Source organism: Enterococcus sp. LJL51, from assembly GCF_054871795.1.
Genome location: NZ_JBTXLW010000010.1, coordinates 49139 through 68034, shown reverse-complemented (window position 1 = coordinate 68034; position 18896 = coordinate 49139). Strand labels below are relative to the sequence as shown.

At 39.3% G+C, this 18896-nt stretch carries 16 protein-coding genes; 3 read left to right on the top strand and 13 right to left on the bottom strand.

Translation table 11 applies throughout. The annotated features are described in order from the left end of the window. Positions 1-69: 69 nt before the first annotated feature. From ACYSNQ_RS10485 to ACYSNQ_RS10430, 12 genes are all read right to left on the bottom strand, one after another. On the bottom strand, positions 70-909 hold the full coding sequence (locus tag ACYSNQ_RS10485) for a 3-hydroxyacyl-CoA dehydrogenase NAD-binding domain-containing protein (RefSeq protein WP_426083129.1): 840 nt from the start codon (positions 907-909) through the stop codon (positions 70-72). 296 nt (positions 910-1205) lie between these two features. Then, positions 1206-1991, bottom strand: a complete 786-nt coding sequence (locus ACYSNQ_RS10480; RefSeq protein WP_426083127.1) for an enoyl-CoA hydratase/isomerase family protein — start codon at positions 1989-1991, stop codon at positions 1206-1208. A gap of 3 nt (positions 1992-1994) precedes the next feature. Then, entirely contained in the window at positions 1995-3179 is a 1185-nt protein-coding gene (locus tag ACYSNQ_RS10475; RefSeq protein ID WP_426083125.1) for an acetyl-CoA C-acetyltransferase, read from the bottom strand. A gap of 48 nt (positions 3180-3227) precedes the next feature. Then, positions 3228-4508, bottom strand: coding sequence for an acetyl-CoA hydrolase/transferase family protein (locus ACYSNQ_RS10470; RefSeq protein ID WP_426083123.1), 1281 nt, complete (start codon positions 4506-4508; stop codon positions 3228-3230). 135 nt (positions 4509-4643) lie between these two features. After that, positions 4644-5849: an FprA family A-type flavoprotein gene (locus tag ACYSNQ_RS10465; RefSeq protein ID WP_426083121.1), complete on the bottom strand. Its 1206-nt coding sequence runs from the start codon at positions 5847-5849 to the stop codon at positions 4644-4646. A 47-nt stretch (positions 5850-5896) separates the two neighbouring features. Continuing rightward, positions 5897-7801 (bottom strand): acyl-CoA dehydrogenase family protein, encoded by a 1905-nt coding sequence (locus ACYSNQ_RS10460; RefSeq protein ID WP_426083119.1) that lies wholly within the window; start codon positions 7799-7801, stop codon positions 5897-5899. Positions 7802-8068: 267 nt separating this feature from the next. Beyond that, positions 8069-9004 carry a nitronate monooxygenase gene (locus tag ACYSNQ_RS10455; protein WP_426083117.1) on the bottom strand — a complete coding sequence of 312 codons (936 nt, stop codon included), beginning with the start codon at positions 9002-9004 and terminating at the stop codon, positions 8069-8071. Between the two features lie 16 nt (positions 9005-9020). Continuing rightward, entirely contained in the window at positions 9021-10163 is a 1143-nt protein-coding gene (locus ACYSNQ_RS10450) for an acyl-CoA dehydrogenase family protein (RefSeq protein ID WP_426083115.1), read from the bottom strand. A 38-nt stretch (positions 10164-10201) separates the two neighbouring features. Further along, positions 10202-11104 carry a LysR family transcriptional regulator gene (locus ACYSNQ_RS10445; protein ID WP_426083113.1) on the bottom strand — a complete coding sequence of 301 codons (903 nt, stop codon included), beginning with the start codon at positions 11102-11104 and terminating at the stop codon, positions 10202-10204. Positions 11105-11632: 528 nt separating this feature from the next. Continuing rightward, entirely contained in the window at positions 11633-12079 is a 447-nt protein-coding gene (locus tag ACYSNQ_RS10440) for a hypothetical protein (RefSeq protein ID WP_426083112.1), read from the bottom strand. Between the two features lie 171 nt (positions 12080-12250). Further along, complete coding sequence (locus ACYSNQ_RS10435; RefSeq protein WP_426083110.1) at positions 12251-13150, bottom strand: YtnP family quorum-quenching lactonase; 900 nt, start codon at positions 13148-13150, stop codon at positions 12251-12253. Positions 13151-13383: 233 nt separating this feature from the next. Next, the gene (locus tag ACYSNQ_RS10430; RefSeq protein WP_426083108.1) at positions 13384-14019 is read right to left on the bottom strand and encodes a lactate utilization protein; all 636 of its coding nucleotides are present in this window, start codon (positions 14017-14019) and stop codon (positions 13384-13386) included. 524 nt (positions 14020-14543) lie between these two features. Between ACYSNQ_RS10430 and ACYSNQ_RS10425 the strand changes: the two genes are divergently transcribed. The 3 genes from ACYSNQ_RS10425 to ACYSNQ_RS10415 all read left to right on the top strand — a co-directional run bounded on the left by ACYSNQ_RS10425 (position 14544) and on the right by ACYSNQ_RS10415 (position 18493). Further along, complete coding sequence (locus ACYSNQ_RS10425) at positions 14544-16361, top strand: tail fiber domain-containing protein (RefSeq protein ID WP_426083106.1); 1818 nt, start codon at positions 14544-14546, stop codon at positions 16359-16361. A gap of 191 nt (positions 16362-16552) precedes the next feature. Continuing rightward, positions 16553-17026 (top strand): DUF2798 domain-containing protein, encoded by a 474-nt coding sequence (locus ACYSNQ_RS10420; protein WP_426083104.1) that lies wholly within the window; start codon positions 16553-16555, stop codon positions 17024-17026. 192 nt (positions 17027-17218) lie between these two features. Then, positions 17219-18493 carry an MFS transporter gene (locus ACYSNQ_RS10415; protein ID WP_426083102.1) on the top strand — a complete coding sequence of 425 codons (1275 nt, stop codon included), beginning with the start codon at positions 17219-17221 and terminating at the stop codon, positions 18491-18493. A 32-nt stretch (positions 18494-18525) separates the two neighbouring features. On the opposite strand, the gene ACYSNQ_RS10410 is transcribed toward ACYSNQ_RS10415, so the two are convergent. After that, on the bottom strand, positions 18526-18891 hold the full coding sequence (locus ACYSNQ_RS10410; RefSeq protein WP_426083100.1) for a winged helix-turn-helix transcriptional regulator: 366 nt from the start codon (positions 18889-18891) through the stop codon (positions 18526-18528). Between the last annotated feature and the right edge of the window lie 5 nt (positions 18892-18896).

The following is an 18896-nucleotide window of genomic DNA, read 5'->3' as shown; positions in this document are numbered from 1 at the left end:
CAGAGCCAATACAAATTCTCAGCTATAGGCTCTGCTCAAATTGAAAATATATAACCCACTTACTTCTTTTTATCTTGAATAGTCAAAAAATCCTTTTCCAGTTTTACGTCCCAATTGATTGCCGCGGACCATTTTCCGCAATAGTGGGTGAGGTCTGTATTTTGAATCCCCCATCTCACTATACAAGACCTCCATGATTGCCAAACAAACATCCAAACCAATCAAATCTCCCAAAGCTAATGGTCCCATTGGATGATTTGCGCCTAGCTTCATTGCTGTATCGATGTCTTCAGCACTAGCTACTTTCTCTGCATAAATACCGATTGCTTCATTTATCGAGGGAACTAACAAGCGATTCACAACAAAGCCGGCAGAGTCTTCAACGATGACAGGTGTTTTTCCAATAGCTTCTGAAATCGCTGCAATTTTGTCTACTAGCTCTTTTGGAGTTGTCAGACCGGAAACAACTTCTACTAGCTTCATTACTGGTGCTGGATTGAAAAAATGCATACCAATCACAGGGCGTGTTAAGTCGTTAGATAATTCTGTTACAGATAACGAAGATGTGTTTGTTGTAAAAATTGTTTCAGGTTTACAAAGCTCATCAAGTTCTTTGAAGATTTCTTTTTTCAAATTCATTTTTTCTACTGCAGCTTCGACAATTAAATCGAAGTCAGCAGCATCTTTAGAACTGCCAGTGTTAATGCGGTTCAAAATATCTGTTAGCTCTGTTTGAGTTATTTTTCCTTTTTTAACAAGCCTGTTTAAATTACTTTCAATTTTTTGTTTTCCATTTTCAGCCCATTCGGGTTTTATATCACATAATAATACTTCATACTCTGGATTAATGGCGAAGGCCTGGGCAATACCAGCTCCCATTGTTCCTGCGCCTATTACGGCAATCTTCATAGTTGTCCTCCTTATGAGGTTAAGATATACGTGTTTTCTCAAAAAATAGAATAGGAGCTTCAATAATCCTGCCAATAGTTTTGAGACAATGCGACAGATCTTTTATAGAAGCATGTGATACTCCTAGACAAAATTGCTGTGAAACAGTAAATCTAAACCATTTTTTAGCTACTTACTCTGATAAAATATCTGCTTTGTTTTTTATCTATAAGGGAATGTACATATAGTCTCAGACTAGTGCTGTGCCCTTTTAACTTGTTCTTAGGAGTCTGTTTTTGCACCCGCCACAGCACTTATTACATTTTCTTTTGACCGGTGTAGGGTGCATGTTTTCGCTTTTCAAGAAAGGCGCTCATACCTTCTTCTTGATCGGCTGTCAAGAAACACTTGCCGAATAGTTCGCTTTCTAAAAGATAAGTATCTTCGATAGATAAACCAATGCTTGCCTGTGCCACTTTTTTTACAGCTCTTACACCAGCTGGTGCGTTGGCAGCAATTCTTTCTGCCATTTTCATCACTTTTTCCATTAATTCTTCAGCAGGAATAACCTGACTGACTAATCCAATAGATAAGGCTTCGCCTGCTATGATATTGCGGGCTGTGAAGGCCATTTCCATTGCTTGAGACAAGCCGGCTACGCGGACTAGGCGTTGTATACCTCCATAACCTGGTAAAATACCCAATCCCACCTCTGGCAGACCGAAAACTGCGTTTTCTGAGCAGATTCGTAAATCACAGCTTAATGCTAGCTCACAGCCGCCGCCCAGTGCATAGCCATTGACCGCTGCAATAACTGGCATTGGCAGCGCCTCTATTTGCTTCATCACCTGATTGCCTTCCTCTGAAAAATCCTGTGCTTGTTGAGCAGCTAAATCCTTCATTTCAGCAATATCTGCACCTGCAACGAAGGCTTTAGAGCCAGCTCCTGTAATAACCAGACAGCGTAGGGAAGAATCAGCTATTTCCTTTACCTGCTCTGAAAGTTCAGCTATGACTTGGCTGTTTAAGGCATTTAGAGCATTAGGACGATTAATTGTTAGCAGTCCAATTTCATTTTGTACCTCGTAGTTTAAATACTGCATCGTCTACATCCTCTCTACAATTGTACTAATCCCCATACCGCCGCCGACACAAAGCGTAGCAAGACCGTAGCGGGACTGCTGCTTCTCCATTTCGTGAAGCAGGGTAACCAATATCCGGGCACCTGAAGCACCGATTGGATGACCTAATGCGATAGCTCCGCCATTGACGTTTACACGTTCAGCATTCCAGTTTAACTCATTTCCAACAGCTAGTGCTTGAGCAGCAAAGGCTTCATTTGCTTCGATTAAGTCCATTTGTTCGATGGTCAAGCCTGATTTTGCTAAGGCTTTTTCGGTACTTTCAACAGGGCCAATTCCCATGATTGCAGGATCTACGCCGGCGCTAGCTCCCACGACCCAGCGAGCCATTGGTTTTACACCAAGCTCTTTCGCTTTTTTTGCACTCATTACCACAACCGCGGCAGCTCCATCGTTGATTCCAGAAGCATTTGCAGCTGTAACAGTTCCACCATCTTGTTTAAAGGCCGGTCTCATTTTGCTAAGGCCTTCAGCAGTGATGCCGCTGCGGGGAAATTCATCTTGTTCAAACATGACTGTTTCTCTTTTTACCTTTATTGGAACTGGAACGATTTCATCTTTAAAGCGTCCTTCAGCAATCGCTTTTTCCGCTTTTTGCTGACTTTCTGCTGCAAAAGCATCCTGCTCTTCCCGGGTAATGTGATATTTCTCAGCCACATTTTCAGCGGTAATTCCCATATGGTAATGATTGAAAGCATCTGTCAAGCCATCATTAATCATCGTGTCAATCATTTCGCCATTACCCATGCGGTAGCCAAAACGTGCATTTTTTAATGCATAAGCTGCTGCTGACATATTTTCCATCCCGCCGGCGACGATAATGTCTGCTTCCCCGGCTGCAATCATAGCTGCTGCCATGTTGACGCTCTTCAGACCGCTGCCGCATAAGATATTTAATGTTTGAGCAGGTACTTCTACGGGCAATCCTGCTTTGATTGCTGCCTGCCGGGCAATATTTTGTCCCATGCCGGCCTGCAATACAGCACCCATGCTGACTTCATCTACTTGGTCAGGAGCAATTCCTGCTCTTTTGATTGCTTCTTTTATAACGATAGCACCAAGATCTACTACAGAGGTATTAGCTAAAGCTCCTCCGTATTTTCCAATAGCAGTTCTCACTGCACCTGCTAATACAATTTCAGTTTCCAAATAAATCCACCTTCCTTGAATCATAGATTATTTTGTACCGTCATATCATTACCATGTCATGTGATAGCGGTTTTCCCATTCTTTCTGTAACTCCTCCCGGAAATTAGGGTGAGCAATCTCAATTAGTGCACGACTGCGTTCACGAATGGATTTGCCTCTCAAATCAGCAATACCGTACTCGGTAATGATGACTGCAGCATCATTTCTACCTGTGGTCACTACAGCTCCTTGATCCAGACATGGAACAATTTTACTGACGGTATTATTTCTGGTAGTAGAAGGCATTGCAATGATAGAGATGCCTCCTTTAGACATATTGGCTCCTCTGACAAAATCTAATTGACCGCCGACGGCTGAGATTTGTGTGATACCAATACTCTCTGAAGCTACTTGGCCAGTTAAATCGACTTGGACACAGCTGTTAATCGAAATCAGACGATCATTTTTAGCAATAACTTCTGGATCATTTGTATAGTCCACTGGTGCCATATGAATACTAGGATTGTCATCAATAAAATCATACAGTTCCCGGCTTCCCATCAGGAATGTAGCGACCATTTTTCCTGGGTGGAGTGTTTTCTTGCTGTTGTTGATAACCCCTTTTTTCACCAGCTTCATAACACCATCACTAAACATTTCGCTATGAATACCTAAATCTTTTTTATCATGCAGGCAATCCAAAACTGCATCAGGAAGGCTGCCGATACCAAGCTGCAGAGTATCTCCATCTTGAATCAGGCTGGCACAGTATTTGCCTATTTCCTGCTCTTCTTTTGTTGGAGCTGCTTGAGGAAGTTCTTGAATAGGAGTGTCTTCTTTAACTAAATAATCAAATTCGCTGACGTGCATAAAACAATCACCATGTGTTCGGGGCAGATTATTATTAATTTGAGCAATGGTAATTTTGGCATTTTTGGCTGCAGTCAGCATATAATCAACACTAATTCCCAAACTAACGTAACCGTGCTGATCTACTCTACTAACATGAACGAGAGCAACATCGGCAGGTAGACTCCCATCAGTAAATAAAGAAGGCATTCGTGAAAAGAAACGAGGTGTGTAGTCTGCTCGGCCTTCTGAAACGGCTTTGCGGTCTTTTCCGCTGACAAACAAGCTGTTGTGCCGCACATGACCAACTGCTTCAGGTGCGCAGTAAGCGGTTTCTCCCAACGGCAGCATTTGTGCTGTTTCAACATTTTTTAATTCGGGGATTCTTTTCCCAAATTCTCGTGTTAATGCAGTTGCTTCTCCACATCCGAGACCGATAACAACTCGGTCTCCATCCTTGATACACTTCACAGCTTCTTCAGCTGTTACATAATTATTCATAGTATATCCTCCTTTTCATAAGAATTATCATACTTTTTAAGCGGAATTTATCCTTGTTTTTTGAGCATTTTATTATAAAGTCAGTCACATTTTGTAATAAAGGAAAGTTGAAAATGTGACTGATTTCAATTATTTTTATTCTTTCACAGCTTCCAGCAAGGCTTCTACTATATTATCCAAGTCTGGCTCATCGACTTCCTTCAGCGAAGAGTTAATGCTCAAGGTTTCATCCATAACAGTCATCCGTTTCAGCTCTTCTTCTAAGAATTCAGCCATCAATGCTCCTGATTTTGGCGCCCATGAACCATTTTCAATCAATGTAAAGGTTCGATTCTGTACATTCAGCGCCTGTAAATCAATGAGATAATTCTTCATCGGCGGATAGATTCCTAAGTTAAAGGTTGGACAGGCGAGTACAATGTTGCTTGCCCGGAATGTTTCTGCAATAAGATAGGAGATATGTGTGCTAGATACATCGTAGACCTTCACATTAGTCATGCCTCTATCACATAAACGAGTAGCTAGTGCTTGTGCTGCAAATTGAGTGTTCCCATACATTGAACCAAAGATGATAACGACCCCTTTTTCTTCCGGCTCATAACGACTCCATTTATCATACTTATCAAGTAGATAACCAAAGTCCTTCCGCCAAACTGGACCATGCAGCGGACAAATCATTTTGATATCAATGGTTCCTGCTTTTTTCAATGCAGATTGTACAAATGGTCCGTACTTACCAACAATATTTGTATAGTAGCGACGGGCATCATCAATCCAGTCACGGTCAAAATTCACTTCATCAGCGAAAAGTGTACCGCCGAGAGCGCCAAATGATCCGAAAGCATCTGCAGAAAATAGAATGCCGCTTGTTATATCGTAGGTCATTAATACTTCTGGCCAGTGAACCATTGGCGCAGCGACGAAGGTTACAGTATGTTTACCAAAATTACGTGTGTCTCCTTCTTTGACCTGATCTTCGTGGCCATCTACATGATAGTTGAATTGGTGCATTAGCATGAATGACTTCTCTGAACTGATAATTTTTAATTTTGGATAACGAATAATCAATTCTTCGATTGAACCGCAATGATCGGGTTCCATGTGGTTTACAATTAGATAATCTAATGGTCGTCCGTTTAGAACCAATTCAATATTTCGAATGAAATCCTGTGTGATTTCCCAGTCTACGGCATCAAATAACACTGTTTTTTCATCTAATAGCAGATAAGAGTTATAAGAAACACCACGAGGGATTGGATGCATATTTTCAAATAATTCCAAGCGGAGATCATCGCCACCGACCCAGTATAAATCTTCTGTTACTTTTCTAACTGTATACATATATTATTTCCTCCTATTCAATCTGACTTTCAGTGAAAACTAAGTTGTTAGAACCCTTCGATGAAGACGTCTTTTTCTTCACCACATTCAGGACAAACCCATTCTTCCGGCAAGTCTTTGAATAGTGTTCCTGGAGCCACTTCACCCTCTGGATCTCCCTTGCCAGCATTGTATTCGTAACCACACCCTCCACATAGATAGAGTTTGTAAGATGGTGCAGGTTTTTTCGCTTTTGCACGTTTGATTTTCGTCATTGGCGGCGCCTCCTTCTTCGGTTCTCCGGTATCTAGTGCTTTCGCCAGCAACGGCAGGATAACTTCTACATCACCAACGATGCCGTAGTCCGCATTTTTGAATATTTTTGCATTTGGATTATTATTGATTGCGACAATAGTGGATGCATCTTTGATTCCCTTCAAATGCTGACCAGCTCCAGAAATACCACATGCGATATATAAATTCCCTTTGAATTTCTGACCAGACATTCCTACATAGCGAACCATAGGAAGATATTTCAGGTTTTCTGCAACTGGACGTGAACAGCCGATTGCTGCTCCAGCCTGTTTCGCAAGCTCTTCGATTAATTTCATATTGGATTCCGCGCCAATTCCTCGTCCTGCACTGACTACCCGCTCTGCTTGAGCAATTGGTGTATCAATCGGGATTCCTACGGAGAAATCGTAGCCATCTTTTTTTAACTGTTCTACCAACGTTTCTACATTTTTAGCAGGATCTGCATCTTTCAGTATAACCTTCTTACGATCGCCGGTTGCTGGTCCTTTTTTCGCGCTGACTGCTTGAACCTTAGGCTCTTTACCAACCAAATGGGAGGCAATAACTACCCGCTGAATTTCATTCGTTCCTTCATAGATAGTACAAATCTTGGCATCGCGATAGAAACGCTCCACGTCGCTGCCCTTAATGTAGCCTGCACCACCATAAATTTGAAGGGCATCATTTACAATTTCCAGTACGTTGTCTGAGGTATACTGTTTCGCCATTGCAGATTCCAAACCGAATGGTTCACCACTGTCTTTTAGCTCAGCCGAGCTGTAAACCATCATCCGACTTGCCCGCAGCTTAGTTGCCATATCCGCTAGCTTGAATGAAATTACCTGTTGATGAGCAATTGCTTTACCAAATTGTTCACGCTCTTTGGCATATTCTAAAGCGCTTTCGAAAGCTCCTTGTCCTATACCTAAGGCTTGGGCTGCAATTCCGATACGTCCGCCATCTAATGTAGCCATTGCAATATTGAAGCCTTTTCCTTCAACACCTAACAAGTTTTCTTTAGGTACTTTCACATTGTTGAAGATTAGCTCTGCTGTACTAGAAGAGCGAATTCCCATCTTGTCATACTTCTCGCCGAATTCAAAACCTTCCCAGCCTTTTTCGACAATAAATGCACTGATGCCTCGGATACCGATATCTGGTGTTGTTACAGCAAATACAATGTACGTATCAGCTTTAGGAGCATTCGTAATGAAAATTTTGCTTCCGTTTAAAATATAGTGGTCACCAACTAGCTCTGCAGTTGTTTCAGTTCCACCGGCGTCACTTCCAGCTTCACTTTCGGTTAGACCGAAGGCCCCAATTTTTTCCCCTCTAGCTAGCGGCACTAAATATTTCTTTTTTTGTGCCTCTGTACCATGTGCATAAATAGGATAACAGCCCAGTGAGACATGGGCTGAAAGGATTACCCCTACACCGCCGTCTACTCGGGAAAGCTCTTCTACAGCAATTGCATAAGTTGTGGTGTCAAAACCACCGCCTCCATATTTTTCAGGAAAAGGTATGCCCATAATGCCGAGCTTGCCCATTTTCTTAACGATTTCATCAGGAAATTGATTTTCAAGATCCAAAGTGGCTGCGATTGGCTTAATTTCTGTTTCTGCAAACTCCCGGACCTTCGCTCTAAAAGTTTCGTGTTGTTCAGATGTCTTAAATCTCATATCATAACCTCCAATAAAACTTTTTTTATTTACAACTTACCGGCTCTTTGAAATAGTCGTTAAGTTTGTATTTGTGTGTAAATGTTCCATCCTTAAGGATTCGTTAAAGATTGATTCTATAAGAATTGTCGTTCTTGTATTTATAATGTAGCTAAGATAGCAGAATAACAAATACATATCCAGTTAATTGTAAGCGCTTACAAGGCATCCATCTGCAAATAGCCGAACTATCTACAGATAACCGTTTAACAACTTATTAACAATTTTTTAGTAAAATATTTTTGGCATTTCCTTCATTACATCTTCTGCTTCTGAAAACATTTGATCGATGATTGATTTAGCCGGCTTGATACTTTTAATTGCGCCTGAAATTTGACCAGCCATGATAGAGCCGTTAGTCATATCTCCGTCTACAACTGCTTTTCGTAAGGAACCCATTGTTAGCTTTTCCAGTTCATCACGGGGCACCTTTTGATACTCCATTTCTAAATACTTTTTAGACATTTCATTTTTTATTACACGAACAGGTGCTTTTGAAGTTCGCCCGGTTACAATTGTCGAATCATCCTGAGCTGCTACAATTGCCTGTTTGTAACTCATTGGAATCGGAACCTCTTCTGATGCCAGGAATCTTGTTCCAACTTGAACACCTTGAGCACCTAAAGCAAAGCTTGCGACAATCCCACGGCCGTTTACGATTCCGCCGGCTGCGATAACAGGAATAGAAACAGCTTCACTAACTTGTAGCACCAGAGACATTGTACTGCTCTCACCAATGTGTCCACCAGCTTCAGTACCTTCTGCAATTACGCCATCCACGCCTAGTGCTTCCATTTTTTTCGCTTGTGCGACAGTGGCGATAACGGGGAAAACCTTTACCCCGGCAGCCTTTAATTTAGGCACGTAGTCTTTAGGTGTTCCAGCTCCTGTAGTAACGACAGCTACTTGTTCTTCAATGATGACATCGGCCAGCTCGCCAACATTATCCATCATCATCATTAAATTGACTCCGAAGGGTTTGTCAGTTAGCTCTTTGCAGGCTTGAATTTGATAGCGCAGAGTTTCTTTATCCATGGCTCCTGAGGCAATCACGCCCAAGCCCCCGGCGTTTGAAACGGCAGATACCAGTTCATATCTTGAAATTTGAGCCATAGCGCCTTGAAAAAGAGGATATTTAATTCCTAATAGTTTTGTTAGCAGCATAGATATTCACTCATTTCTATTTATTTTGGTATTCGGTACTTTCATCGTTATTTTTCAGCCATGTTCTTGAGATTATAAATTTTTGTGCATTCGTTGAGCCGCCGTAGAGTGCGGTCACCTGTGCATCTCTTGAAAAACGTTCAATATGGTTATTACGAGTATAACCATAGCCGCCTGTCATAGACATTAAAGCTTCGGTTGTTTTAATGGATGCTTCTGTACAAAAAAGCTTGATTTTTGCAATTTGAATCGTGTCTGTATAGTCTTCTAAATCTGTATTTTTTAAATAGGATTCTGCAGCCTCGATATCTGTTGCTGTTTCTGAAAGAACCCGTTGGCATTCGATTAGGTTAATGAGCCGCAGTCCGAATTTTCGTTCCTTTCGAACATACTTCAGACCTTTAGCAAAGGCACCTTGTGCGATTCCAATTGATTGTGCTGCGATGGATAAACGGATACGGTTGAAAATCATATCAACTTGTTTTTCATCTACTAGCTCTCCACCAAGGATATTTTCTTTTGGAATTTTTATTTCCTTGAAATAAATATCGGCGACAGGTAAGGCGTGCAGTCCAACTTCTTCGATATCAGGACCGACCTCTAAACCAGTAGTTCCTTTTTCTAGCAGAAAAATCCCGTAGCCTTTTTCGCCGCTCATCAGTTCTACTTTGGAGGCTACAAAAAATAGTCCAGCAATTGGTGCATTCGAAATGGTTGCTTTAGTTCCATTGATTTGCCAATAATTTTCGTGTTCTATTGCAGTCGTTCTAATCTCAGATAGCTGACTTCCAGATCCAACTTCATTTAATGCGAGTGAACCCCAAGTTTCTCCTTTGATAAGCTGTTCAAGATAAGCTATTTTTTGACTCTCAGTTCCAAAGCGATACAGCGGCCAGACAGCAAAGTTTGATTGGGTTAAAAAAATACTTGAAAGGGCAGGAAAGCTGGTCGATAATTCCTGAATCAAGGCTAAATGATCTTCAAAGCTTCCGCCGGTTCCTCCGATAGATGTTGGAAAGCCAACACCAATAAACCCTCTTTTACTTAAATCTTCCATTATTTCAAGAGGAACTTTTTTCGACTGATCAAAAGCGTCTGCTTGAGCATCCAGCCCATTCTTTTTTAATAAATGGATATATTCCTTCAACGAATTTTTCACAAGATAATCTCCTTTTTGTCTCGTAAAAGATGAAAACATTAATCAGCAGGCTGGTAAAAAAATTCTAAGATTGATTCGTACAGGAAATTTTCTTCATAAGTGTAAAAGCTTTTGACAGGTCGACACAACAATAAGACGAATTGAAGGGGCTCTTTAAATTGTTTTTTACTAGTGGTTTTTTCATCTGCATAAAGACACATCGCATGCTGGAGAATGATGACAGTGTCAGAATGTCCAGTCAAATCCAGCAAATATTCTAATGACTGGCCGGTAAACTGAATTTTGGCATTTTCTATATGCTCATTCAATCGGTCTTTAACTAAGTCATAGGTTGTATAGCTTTCGTGAAAAGTTCCGATTGAGAAAGGTTCCAAATCTTTCCAGTCAAGCTGTTTTTTTGTATCTAAAGGATGGTTCTTTTTCATATATGCGACATATTCATCAATTTGGATTACTTGTTCTTCAAATGATTTATGATCTAACCGAGCCGGATCTACTAAGATAGCCAAGTCTAAATCGTTATTTAATAGTTTCTTCTTTAAATCTTTAGCTCCACCTTCGACAATTTCTATTTGAAGCTCTGGATGCTCAAGTATAAACTGAGGTAAAAATGACAAGAAATACATTCGAAGAATCGCTGAAGGCATTCCAATTCGAATTGTTCCTTTTTGCTTTAACGATTCTTTACGAATCATCGTTTTCATCTCTTCATACTTAGATATAATTTCTAACGCATACTCGTACAATAATTTGCCGCTTGGGGTTAGTTGCTCAAAACGACCATTTCTTCTTTCGAATAACAGCACTTCTTCTTCTGCTTCAAAATTGGTAATCATTTGGCTTAAAGCTGACTGGGTAATGTGGATTTTGCGAGCCGCTAAAGACAAATTAAAACCGCTCTCGACAATCTTAATAAAATAGCTAAGCTGAGTGATATCCATCAAAAGACTCCTTTCGAATTATCGCTGACTTTAAGCTCAAGGTGTTGTATAGCATGAGCTTTTTACTTTAAAATATTTGCTAGTTTAAAATAATTATAGCAGTAAACAATTTATAGTAGAGAAATCTTTTTATTTTGAAGACAGTTTATATATTTTCATCTGTATAGGCAATGACTATTTTTGATCAACATAGTCCTAGTTCATTGCTTGTACTCACTATTAATGCAATTGCAAGCGCTTTCTGATTTAATGATATAGTGTTTTCTTTTGTTTGCAAACTAAGGTATTTTTATCTTACCTATTAGTTTTACTAATAGGTTAGTGGTGAAACTTAATTGTTGCTGGATATGATTCATAAAGAAATTGGAATATAATCCTTATTTGGTCTGTATGGCAGAGCAAAGCTATTTCTATTTCATTCTTTATTTACCATTCAAACTCATTTATATAAAGTAAGCAGCCGAAAAAATTTATAAATTTTTCCGGCTGCTTATTGGAAGTTAGATGTTTATCTTTTTTATTAAAAAGCTATTTATTGAAGAGGAGAGAAATTTTTTTCCGCACACTGCGCTTGTATTCACGATGTTCGAATCCCAGCTTCAAGAATGTATTAGCAGGAAAGTTCAAGAATTGCTCATTGGTTCTTTGAATAAAGACTCGTTCAAAAAATGTACAGCAAATTTGCTGATGAGCCTTGTCTGTACCAACAACAAACAGCTCGATTTTTTCGTTGTCAATTTCACTAATTTGGACAGAAAAAAGAATTTTTTCTTTACTGATTCCTTTAGGAATATCCAAATAATCAATCAAAGATTTTTGTTCAAGTTCACTCTCATAGGATAATAGATTTTTTAATTTTTCTTCCACAATATTTTTGATGTGCTCTAATTCCGTTGGATCAAGTTCATTTCTAATAGTATGTTCAAAACAAAACAGCTGGTTGTATTGCTCCCAGAATAAATTTAATTCACCCATAATCTTTCTCCCTAACTGGCAGTTTTTAGCTAAATCAAATGAGTATTCTTCGAATAGCCAATGAGTTTAATCATCGAGTCTCTTCAGCTATACCATAAACTAAGCTGCTTTCTTTTACTACTCAAAAATTCTTATAGCTGTATTAATTCTATCTAATAGACTGATAGCTCATTAATCGGCTTTTTTTGGTTCAGTTGATAGCAGCGGGTTGGGAATAAAGGGTGTTTTATTTCGCAGCTGCTGGTTAAGGATTTTCTTTCCATCAGAAGACCATTGAATCATTCGGTAGTAAGCATCGTGATAGAAAATAAACATTGCCTTTTTCTCATAGCCTTCAAGTAGGAGCCGTTCCTTTGCATAAATGGAATCCATTGGATAGTCATCATACGCTAATACCCATAGAGGATTTTGATGTGCCTGTGTGGGCATCAAGTCAGCCATATGAAAAATCCATTCATTTTTTTGTGTCAATTTAACAATAGAGTGCCCGTTGCTATGCCCGCCTGTATGAATTAATTCAATATCAGAAAGTTCATTGTAGCATTTCGAAAATGTAACAACCTGTTTTTCAACAGCTTCCCAATTCTCTTTCCAATAGGTACTTTTTGACCGCACAGTAGGATATCTTACTTCATTCCACTCAGTCTCATTAATAATAATTTTTGCTTGAGGAAAGCAGGAAACCAATCGACCGTTTTCGTCATAACCCGTTAACCCGCCAGCGTGATCAAAGTGCATATGAGTCATAAGAATGGTATCAATATCTTCAGGAAGCAGTGCCAATTCGGCTAGACTCTCTTTTATTTTAGGTTCAGACCAGACGCCAAAATTACGTTTTTGTTTTTCTGACAGCTTGCCGTTTCCTACGCCGCTGTCGATTAAAATATTTCTTCCTTGGTATTGAATCAGTATCGGGTCGGTCGGTAGTTCAATCTGATTATTTTGATTTGCCGGATACTTTTTGGACCAAAGCGGTTTAGGTACAACGCCAAACATTGCACCTCCGTCCATCGCTGTATTCCCGCCATCCAACCAATGAATTGTCATATCATGAAAACGCATTTTATCCATATCCTGATTTCCTCCTCGTATTTTCTTCTATATCCAGTATTATCCTATATGCTTTTTGAATGTATCATCTATTCAAAGCAAAAAGCAAGAAGAAAAAATTAGGTTCAGCTGCTTTTGTGTCTATGGTTCTTACTATACTCGGCTTCTCGCAGCATACAAGGACTGAGATGCCGTTGTTCGGATTTAAAACAAAAAACAAGACTGGAAAGTAGATATGCCCCGTCTCTTTTGAATTAAATTCCACCATTTTCCAAAATTAATAAAATGGTCATTCGCCTGTCTATTTTGGAACGGCGTATAAGAGAAATCATACTGCAAATGCATTCTTCCTTTAGACAGCTTCCACACTGCCCGGTTTTTATACAGGGCGTTGTTGTTAGGCCTAAACGAAAAGCATTTTCCGGAGCCGTTTTCTTCCTGACTGTTTCAATGGTGCTTTCCAGATTTCCATAAATCTTATTCATAGTGACAAAAGCAATTACTTTATCTGGACCGTAGGAAAGAGCAGCAACCCGGTTTCCCACACTATCAATATTGACTAAAATGCCGTCTTCACTGATGCCGTTGACACTAGTCAAATAATAATCAGCTAATAAGGACTGTCTCATCAGCTGATGTCTTTCTTCAGGAGTTTCAGCTAAATCCCGATTAATAACTGCTTGTTTTCGCTGATTTAGGGCATCTATGATTTGACTTTGCTGAAGTGTAACAGAACCGCCAAAAGCAACCGTTTTGCTGGAATCAATTAAATCCAAGGCTGTCATTTGTGCATTCTTAAAGTCTTGACAAATATGAACATCAAAATTTCGACGAGTCAGCTTCTTTTTAAGTGTATCTGCTTGTTTTTGATAATAATCTTTTTGAAACACAATAATCCCTCCCGCGAACATTTTACATATCATTATTATAGCAAATATTAGCAGAGGCAAGGCTCTAAAGTAGTGAACGATGAACAAGCTAAGGATTGGGGAGACTTGTTCTTTAAAAATGGGAGTAAAATGGGAGTTTGTAAAGAAAGATATCCTATATTCTTATTAGGAAGTGTCTGAAAAGTAGAATGGCATCTAAATTTTTCAAGATTGTTTTGGAAATCAAGCAAAACCACAAGCTAGCTCAATTCAGAGTAGTCATTTTTAATACTATTGATTGAAAAATGACTTTTATTTTCGTACGATACCATTCTGTTAGCAGGTCTTTAGGCAAATAGAACTGGCAATGTGCCGTATAAGCGAGCGGCCAGTTTTGTTTACTTAAGTATAGCAACAGAATGGCATGCGCTGCTTTGATAACTATTCCTTGAAAGAAACTAGCGTCACTTAGCTTTGAGAGGTAAATTATATAACGATTCGCCGTTAGAGTTTTCAGGCACATTATAATAATAAGGAGGATGTTTATGGATGAGATAGATTTAGGACAAAGCAGCGAGTTTAGAGAATATGAGCAAGATCAATCTGCTTTAAAAAGAGTGAAAAATGAATTTACTGAAAGAGGCGTAAATGTTAAATGGTTTGGCGCACAAGGTGATGGAACAACCGATGATACGGCAGCTGTTTTAGAGGCAGAAAAAATTGGGATGCTATTTTTTCCTAAAGGAAGCTACTTATTGCGAAAATTGCCTACTACTAAAATAAAGGGGGCAGGAGCCGTCATTAAATGGCTTTCTGCAGGGATTATTAGGGAATACGTATTGAATGATACCTATCTGCAAATAAACAGATTGTACAATAATATTGGTTTAGGCATTAACACGCTACAGGCAATTGATGAAAATTCTGTTGGAAATACTGTAGTTGGAGATAAAAGCTTTCTTTCCAAAGGGAATAGGCTTTCAAGAAACGTCGGAATGGGAACCAATATTATGACGAAAGTTTCTGAGGCAGAATACACTGTTGTAATTGGGGATAATGCCTGCCGGGATACTGTTCTTACAGAAAGGAATACCGTTGTGGGGTCAAATGCCGGATTATCCATGGGAGATACTGATTTAATTGGAACCCATCATTTTTACAGAGAAGATGTGGATACAGGCTATCTAGATAACTTATGGACTGACTGGAGAGACTATGTAGGTGAGAAAGACAAACCGCTGATTATTCCTGAAAATACAAAACAGGTGAGAGGTAACGTAGCTGTAGGAAGAAATGCTCTTGGCTGGACGATTAAACCGACATTCAATACCGCAGTTGGGTATAATGCGTTAGAAAAAGCTGTTGAAAGCACTAAAAGTGTAGCTATTGGTGTGTCAAGTGCTTATAATTCGATAAAGTCGAGTGAAAGTGTTGTAGTAGGATCCTATGCCAATATGAACAATAGTATATCGTCTGGAGATGTTTCTTTAGGTGCGTATGCTATGGAACAAGTACCTTTTTCAAAGTTTAATGTATCAATAGGATTTCAGGCTTTACATGGAAAGAATATGCTTCGCACAAATCCTGAAATCAGTGACAATATCGCTATTGGCCGCTACAGTCTTAGCGAAGCTTCCGGAGATATTAGGAGCAACGTAGCTATTGGCTCCAGCGCATTGAAGTATACACAGGGCAAATATAACACCGCATTAGGGCAGCAGGCATTAGAGAAAATAGCAGGTGATTATAATACTGCTGTTGGACTTTTTGCTGCCAGAGATTTAAAAAATATAAAAAGAGCAACCGCAGTCGGCTATAATGCTTTGAATAATCCTTCTATTGCTGATTTTGAGAATATTACAGGTATTGGACAAAATAGTTCTGTGACAGGGTCCAATCAGCTACAGCTGGGGAATTCTCAGACGACACCGTATGCATTTAATCCTATTCAGCTGCGCTCAGATGCTCGGGACAAAATAGACATCAGAGATACTTCCCTAGGACTAAATTTTATAAAAAAAATTCAGCCGCGCGAATTCAGATGGAACAACCGCGAATTTTATAGTGAATATGAAACGCATAGGGATGCAAATGGGCAATTGAAATGTATAAAACGAGAAGTACCTAACGACGGGAGCCGTTCGAGAAAACGTTATCATCAAGGATTCATTGCACAGGAAATCAAAGCTGTTATGGAAGAGCTGGATATCGATTTTAGCGGTTATCAAGACCATTCAATTGACGGCGGATTAGATGTAAAATCTATCGCTTATGAGGAATTTATTGCTCCTATAATTCAAGCAATTCAAGAACTGAATCAAAAGATAGAAGAACTGGAAGAAAAAGTAGCGACTATAAGCTAGTAACGTTTGTTTCACATGAAACATTTGGTATACAGAAACTTTCAAGTCTAATTCACAAATTTTCCAGAAAACAGCGGGTCCCTCTGTTTCAAAAAAAAATGAGTTTTTTCAAATCGTGCAAAAAATGCTTACGAAAAAGATTTTTATTTGCTACCATGGTAGATGTTACTAAAAAATAGGGAGCGATAATTTTGCCGAGAAATCGAAAAGAAAGTATGTTTTTTACATTAATGATGTGCACGATAATGGTATTGGGGATGAGCTTATATAATAGCTGTCTGCATAAGGGGATAGATGGTTTGATTTTTACCGAGCTTTTATTAGGGTTTATCCCAGGCTTTTTTGCAGCGCTGTTGCTGGATGTGTTCTTAGTAGGACCAAATGCGAAAAAGCTGGCATTTAAGCTGCTTGGAATTCATAAAGGAAAAATGCCTATAACCCCTCTAGTGATATCCTGTTGTATGGTTTTAGGGATGGTGCTCTGCATGTCTTTATTTGGTTTAGTGCTGCAGGGTGGCTTTTCAGGAAACGTTCTGCTTGATTATCTAAATGCAGTTAAACTAAATATTCTATTTGCTTTACCATTACAATTAGTAGTTGCCGGTCCTGTTTCACGTTACTATTTGAGAAAATTTCAGCGTGATAAAACTGTATATGAAAATTGAGTTCTTGTAAGCTAAGCGCATGTTGGGTATTGAAAGTAGACCTAATATGCGTTTTTTACAGCTAAAGTACTAGAATAAATCCTTCCCCAGGCTGAAAACCAAAAGCTAAAGAAATGTTATACTTGTAAATGTAGTAGAAAAAGAACGAGTGTTGTTTATTTGGGAAATAATAATTTTGGGGGATTGTTTAAAATGAAAAAAGACCAAAGAAATATTTTATTTTTGATTTTAGGGCAGTTTATATCGGTTTTTGGCGGGGCTATTCTACGGTTTGCATTATCTTTGTATGTATTAGATCAAACTGGACGGGCTGATGTTTTTGCTACAGTGCTGGCAGTTTCCAGCATTCCTGTATTGTTTTCGCCGATTGGCGGAGCTATTGCCGATCGCTTTGACCGTCGTATGCTAATGGTACTAATGGATGTTGCAAATGCCGTGTTGGCGCTGCTGTTGTTCTTTGTACTGGGAACAGGACAGTCTATTCTTATGATAGGCATTTTACTTTTTGTCTTATCAATTGTGGGAAGCTTTGATACGCCGGTAGTAACGGCCAGTATTCCTTTACTGGTAAAAGAAAGTGAGCTGGAGAAGGTGAATGGGCTGGTAAATGGCATATTGTCTATGTCAAATGTTGTAGCACCGATTATCGGCGGTATTTTGTACAGCCTGATGGGTGCTCAAATGCTGGTGGCCAGCAGTATCTTATTCTTTATCGCTGCTGCTGTAATTGAGACATTTATCAAAATACCTTTTCAAAAAAGAGCATTGGAATCAGGTATGCTCAAGACATTGACTTCCGATTTAGTTGACGGCTTTCATGAGGTTCGCAACAATAAAGTTATTTTGAAAACAATTTTCATTGCTGCATTAATCAATTTTGTACTGACACCATTTTTTATTGTTGGTACACCAATCATTTTAAGAGTGGTTTTACAAGCGAATGATACACTGTATGGTATTGGCATGTCGCTATTTAGTCTGGCAAATATTTTAGGCGCAGTGCTAGCCGGACCGCTTACCAAAAATCTTCGTTTTAATAATTTCTATCTTACCTTTACTATTTCTGGTGTGCTGATGTTGTTGATGAACGTGGGACTTAGCTTTGCCGGCAATTCTTCCGGCAACATGATAGGATTTATGGCTTTTGTTGTTACAGGTATTCCAATCGGTATGCTGATGAGCAGCATCTCCATCTATTTGATTGCAACAGTTCAACGAATTACACCTAGAGAAAATATTGGTAAGGTAATGGCTACCATCATCGCTGTTGCTCAATGTGCTGTTCCTTTAGGTCAAATGCTGATGGGCGTATTGTTTAAACAATCAACCGTTAGTGTTTTCCTGCCAATCCTGTTTATTGCAGTCCTAGTATTAGGCGTTTCTTATCTTTGTTTCTATTTGTTCAGAGGAACCAAAGATTCTGACGTGCAGGTAGTTAGAGAAAGAGAACAGGTACTGGAAAAATAAATAATAGCATGAAAACACAGTGAAGAATCTTATCATCCTGAAGATTCTTCACTGTGTTTTTTTGCATCAGTAGCTTTCTGATAGCTTTTCCCCCAGGTTTCCATACTTCTCATAATTGGAATAAAGCTTTCTCCCAGCTCACTTAGGCGATAGTCAACTTTAGGCGGAACGGTATTATATACAGTACGGATGACGAGTGAATCAGCCTGCAGCTCTTTTAAATGCTGCGTCAGCATTTTCTGGGTGAGTGCCGGGTCATCAAATGCCGATTTTAGCTCGTTAAACCGCATAACAGAATGTTCCGCTAGAAACCAGATAATTGACAGCTTCCATTTGCCAGCCATAATTCTTTGGGTCGTCACTAGAGGACAGCTGTCCTCCCAATCCATTTGTTTCATTATCT

Bases quoted from the DNA above. Each gene is read 5' to 3' on its own strand.
- ACYSNQ_RS10460 (WP_426083119.1), bottom strand. From the start codon at position 7,801: ATGAGATTTAAGACATCTGAACAACACGAAACTTTTAGAGCGAAGGTC.
- ACYSNQ_RS10410 (WP_426083100.1), bottom strand. From the start codon at position 18,891: ATGAAACAAATGGATTGGGAGGACAGCTGTCCTCTAGTGACGACCCAA.
- ACYSNQ_RS10470 (WP_426083123.1), bottom strand. From the start codon at position 4,508: ATGAATAATTATGTAACAGCTGAAGAAGCTGTGAAGTGTATCAAGGAT.
- ACYSNQ_RS10425 (WP_426083106.1), top strand. From the start codon at position 14,544: ATGGATGAGATAGATTTAGGACAAAGCAGCGAGTTTAGAGAATATGAG.
- ACYSNQ_RS10465 (WP_426083121.1), bottom strand. From the start codon at position 5,849: ATGTATACAGTTAGAAAAGTAACAGAAGATTTATACTGGGTCGGTGGC.
- ACYSNQ_RS10435 (WP_426083110.1), bottom strand. From the start codon at position 13,150: ATGGATAAAATGCGTTTTCATGATATGACAATTCATTGGTTGGATGGC.
- ACYSNQ_RS10445 (WP_426083113.1), bottom strand. From the start codon at position 11,104: ATGGATATCACTCAGCTTAGCTATTTTATTAAGATTGTCGAGAGCGGT.
- ACYSNQ_RS10455 (WP_426083117.1), bottom strand. From the start codon at position 9,004: ATGCTGCTAACAAAACTATTAGGAATTAAATATCCTCTTTTTCAAGGC.
- ACYSNQ_RS10480 (WP_426083127.1), bottom strand. From the start codon at position 1,991: ATGCAGTATTTAAACTACGAGGTACAAAATGAAATTGGACTGCTAACA.
- ACYSNQ_RS10415 (WP_426083102.1), top strand. From the start codon at position 17,219: ATGAAAAAAGACCAAAGAAATATTTTATTTTTGATTTTAGGGCAGTTT.
- ACYSNQ_RS10440 (WP_426083112.1), bottom strand. From the start codon at position 12,079: ATGGGTGAATTAAATTTATTCTGGGAGCAATACAACCAGCTGTTTTGT.
- ACYSNQ_RS10485 (WP_426083129.1), bottom strand. From the start codon at position 909: ATGAAGATTGCCGTAATAGGCGCAGGAACAATGGGAGCTGGTATTGCC.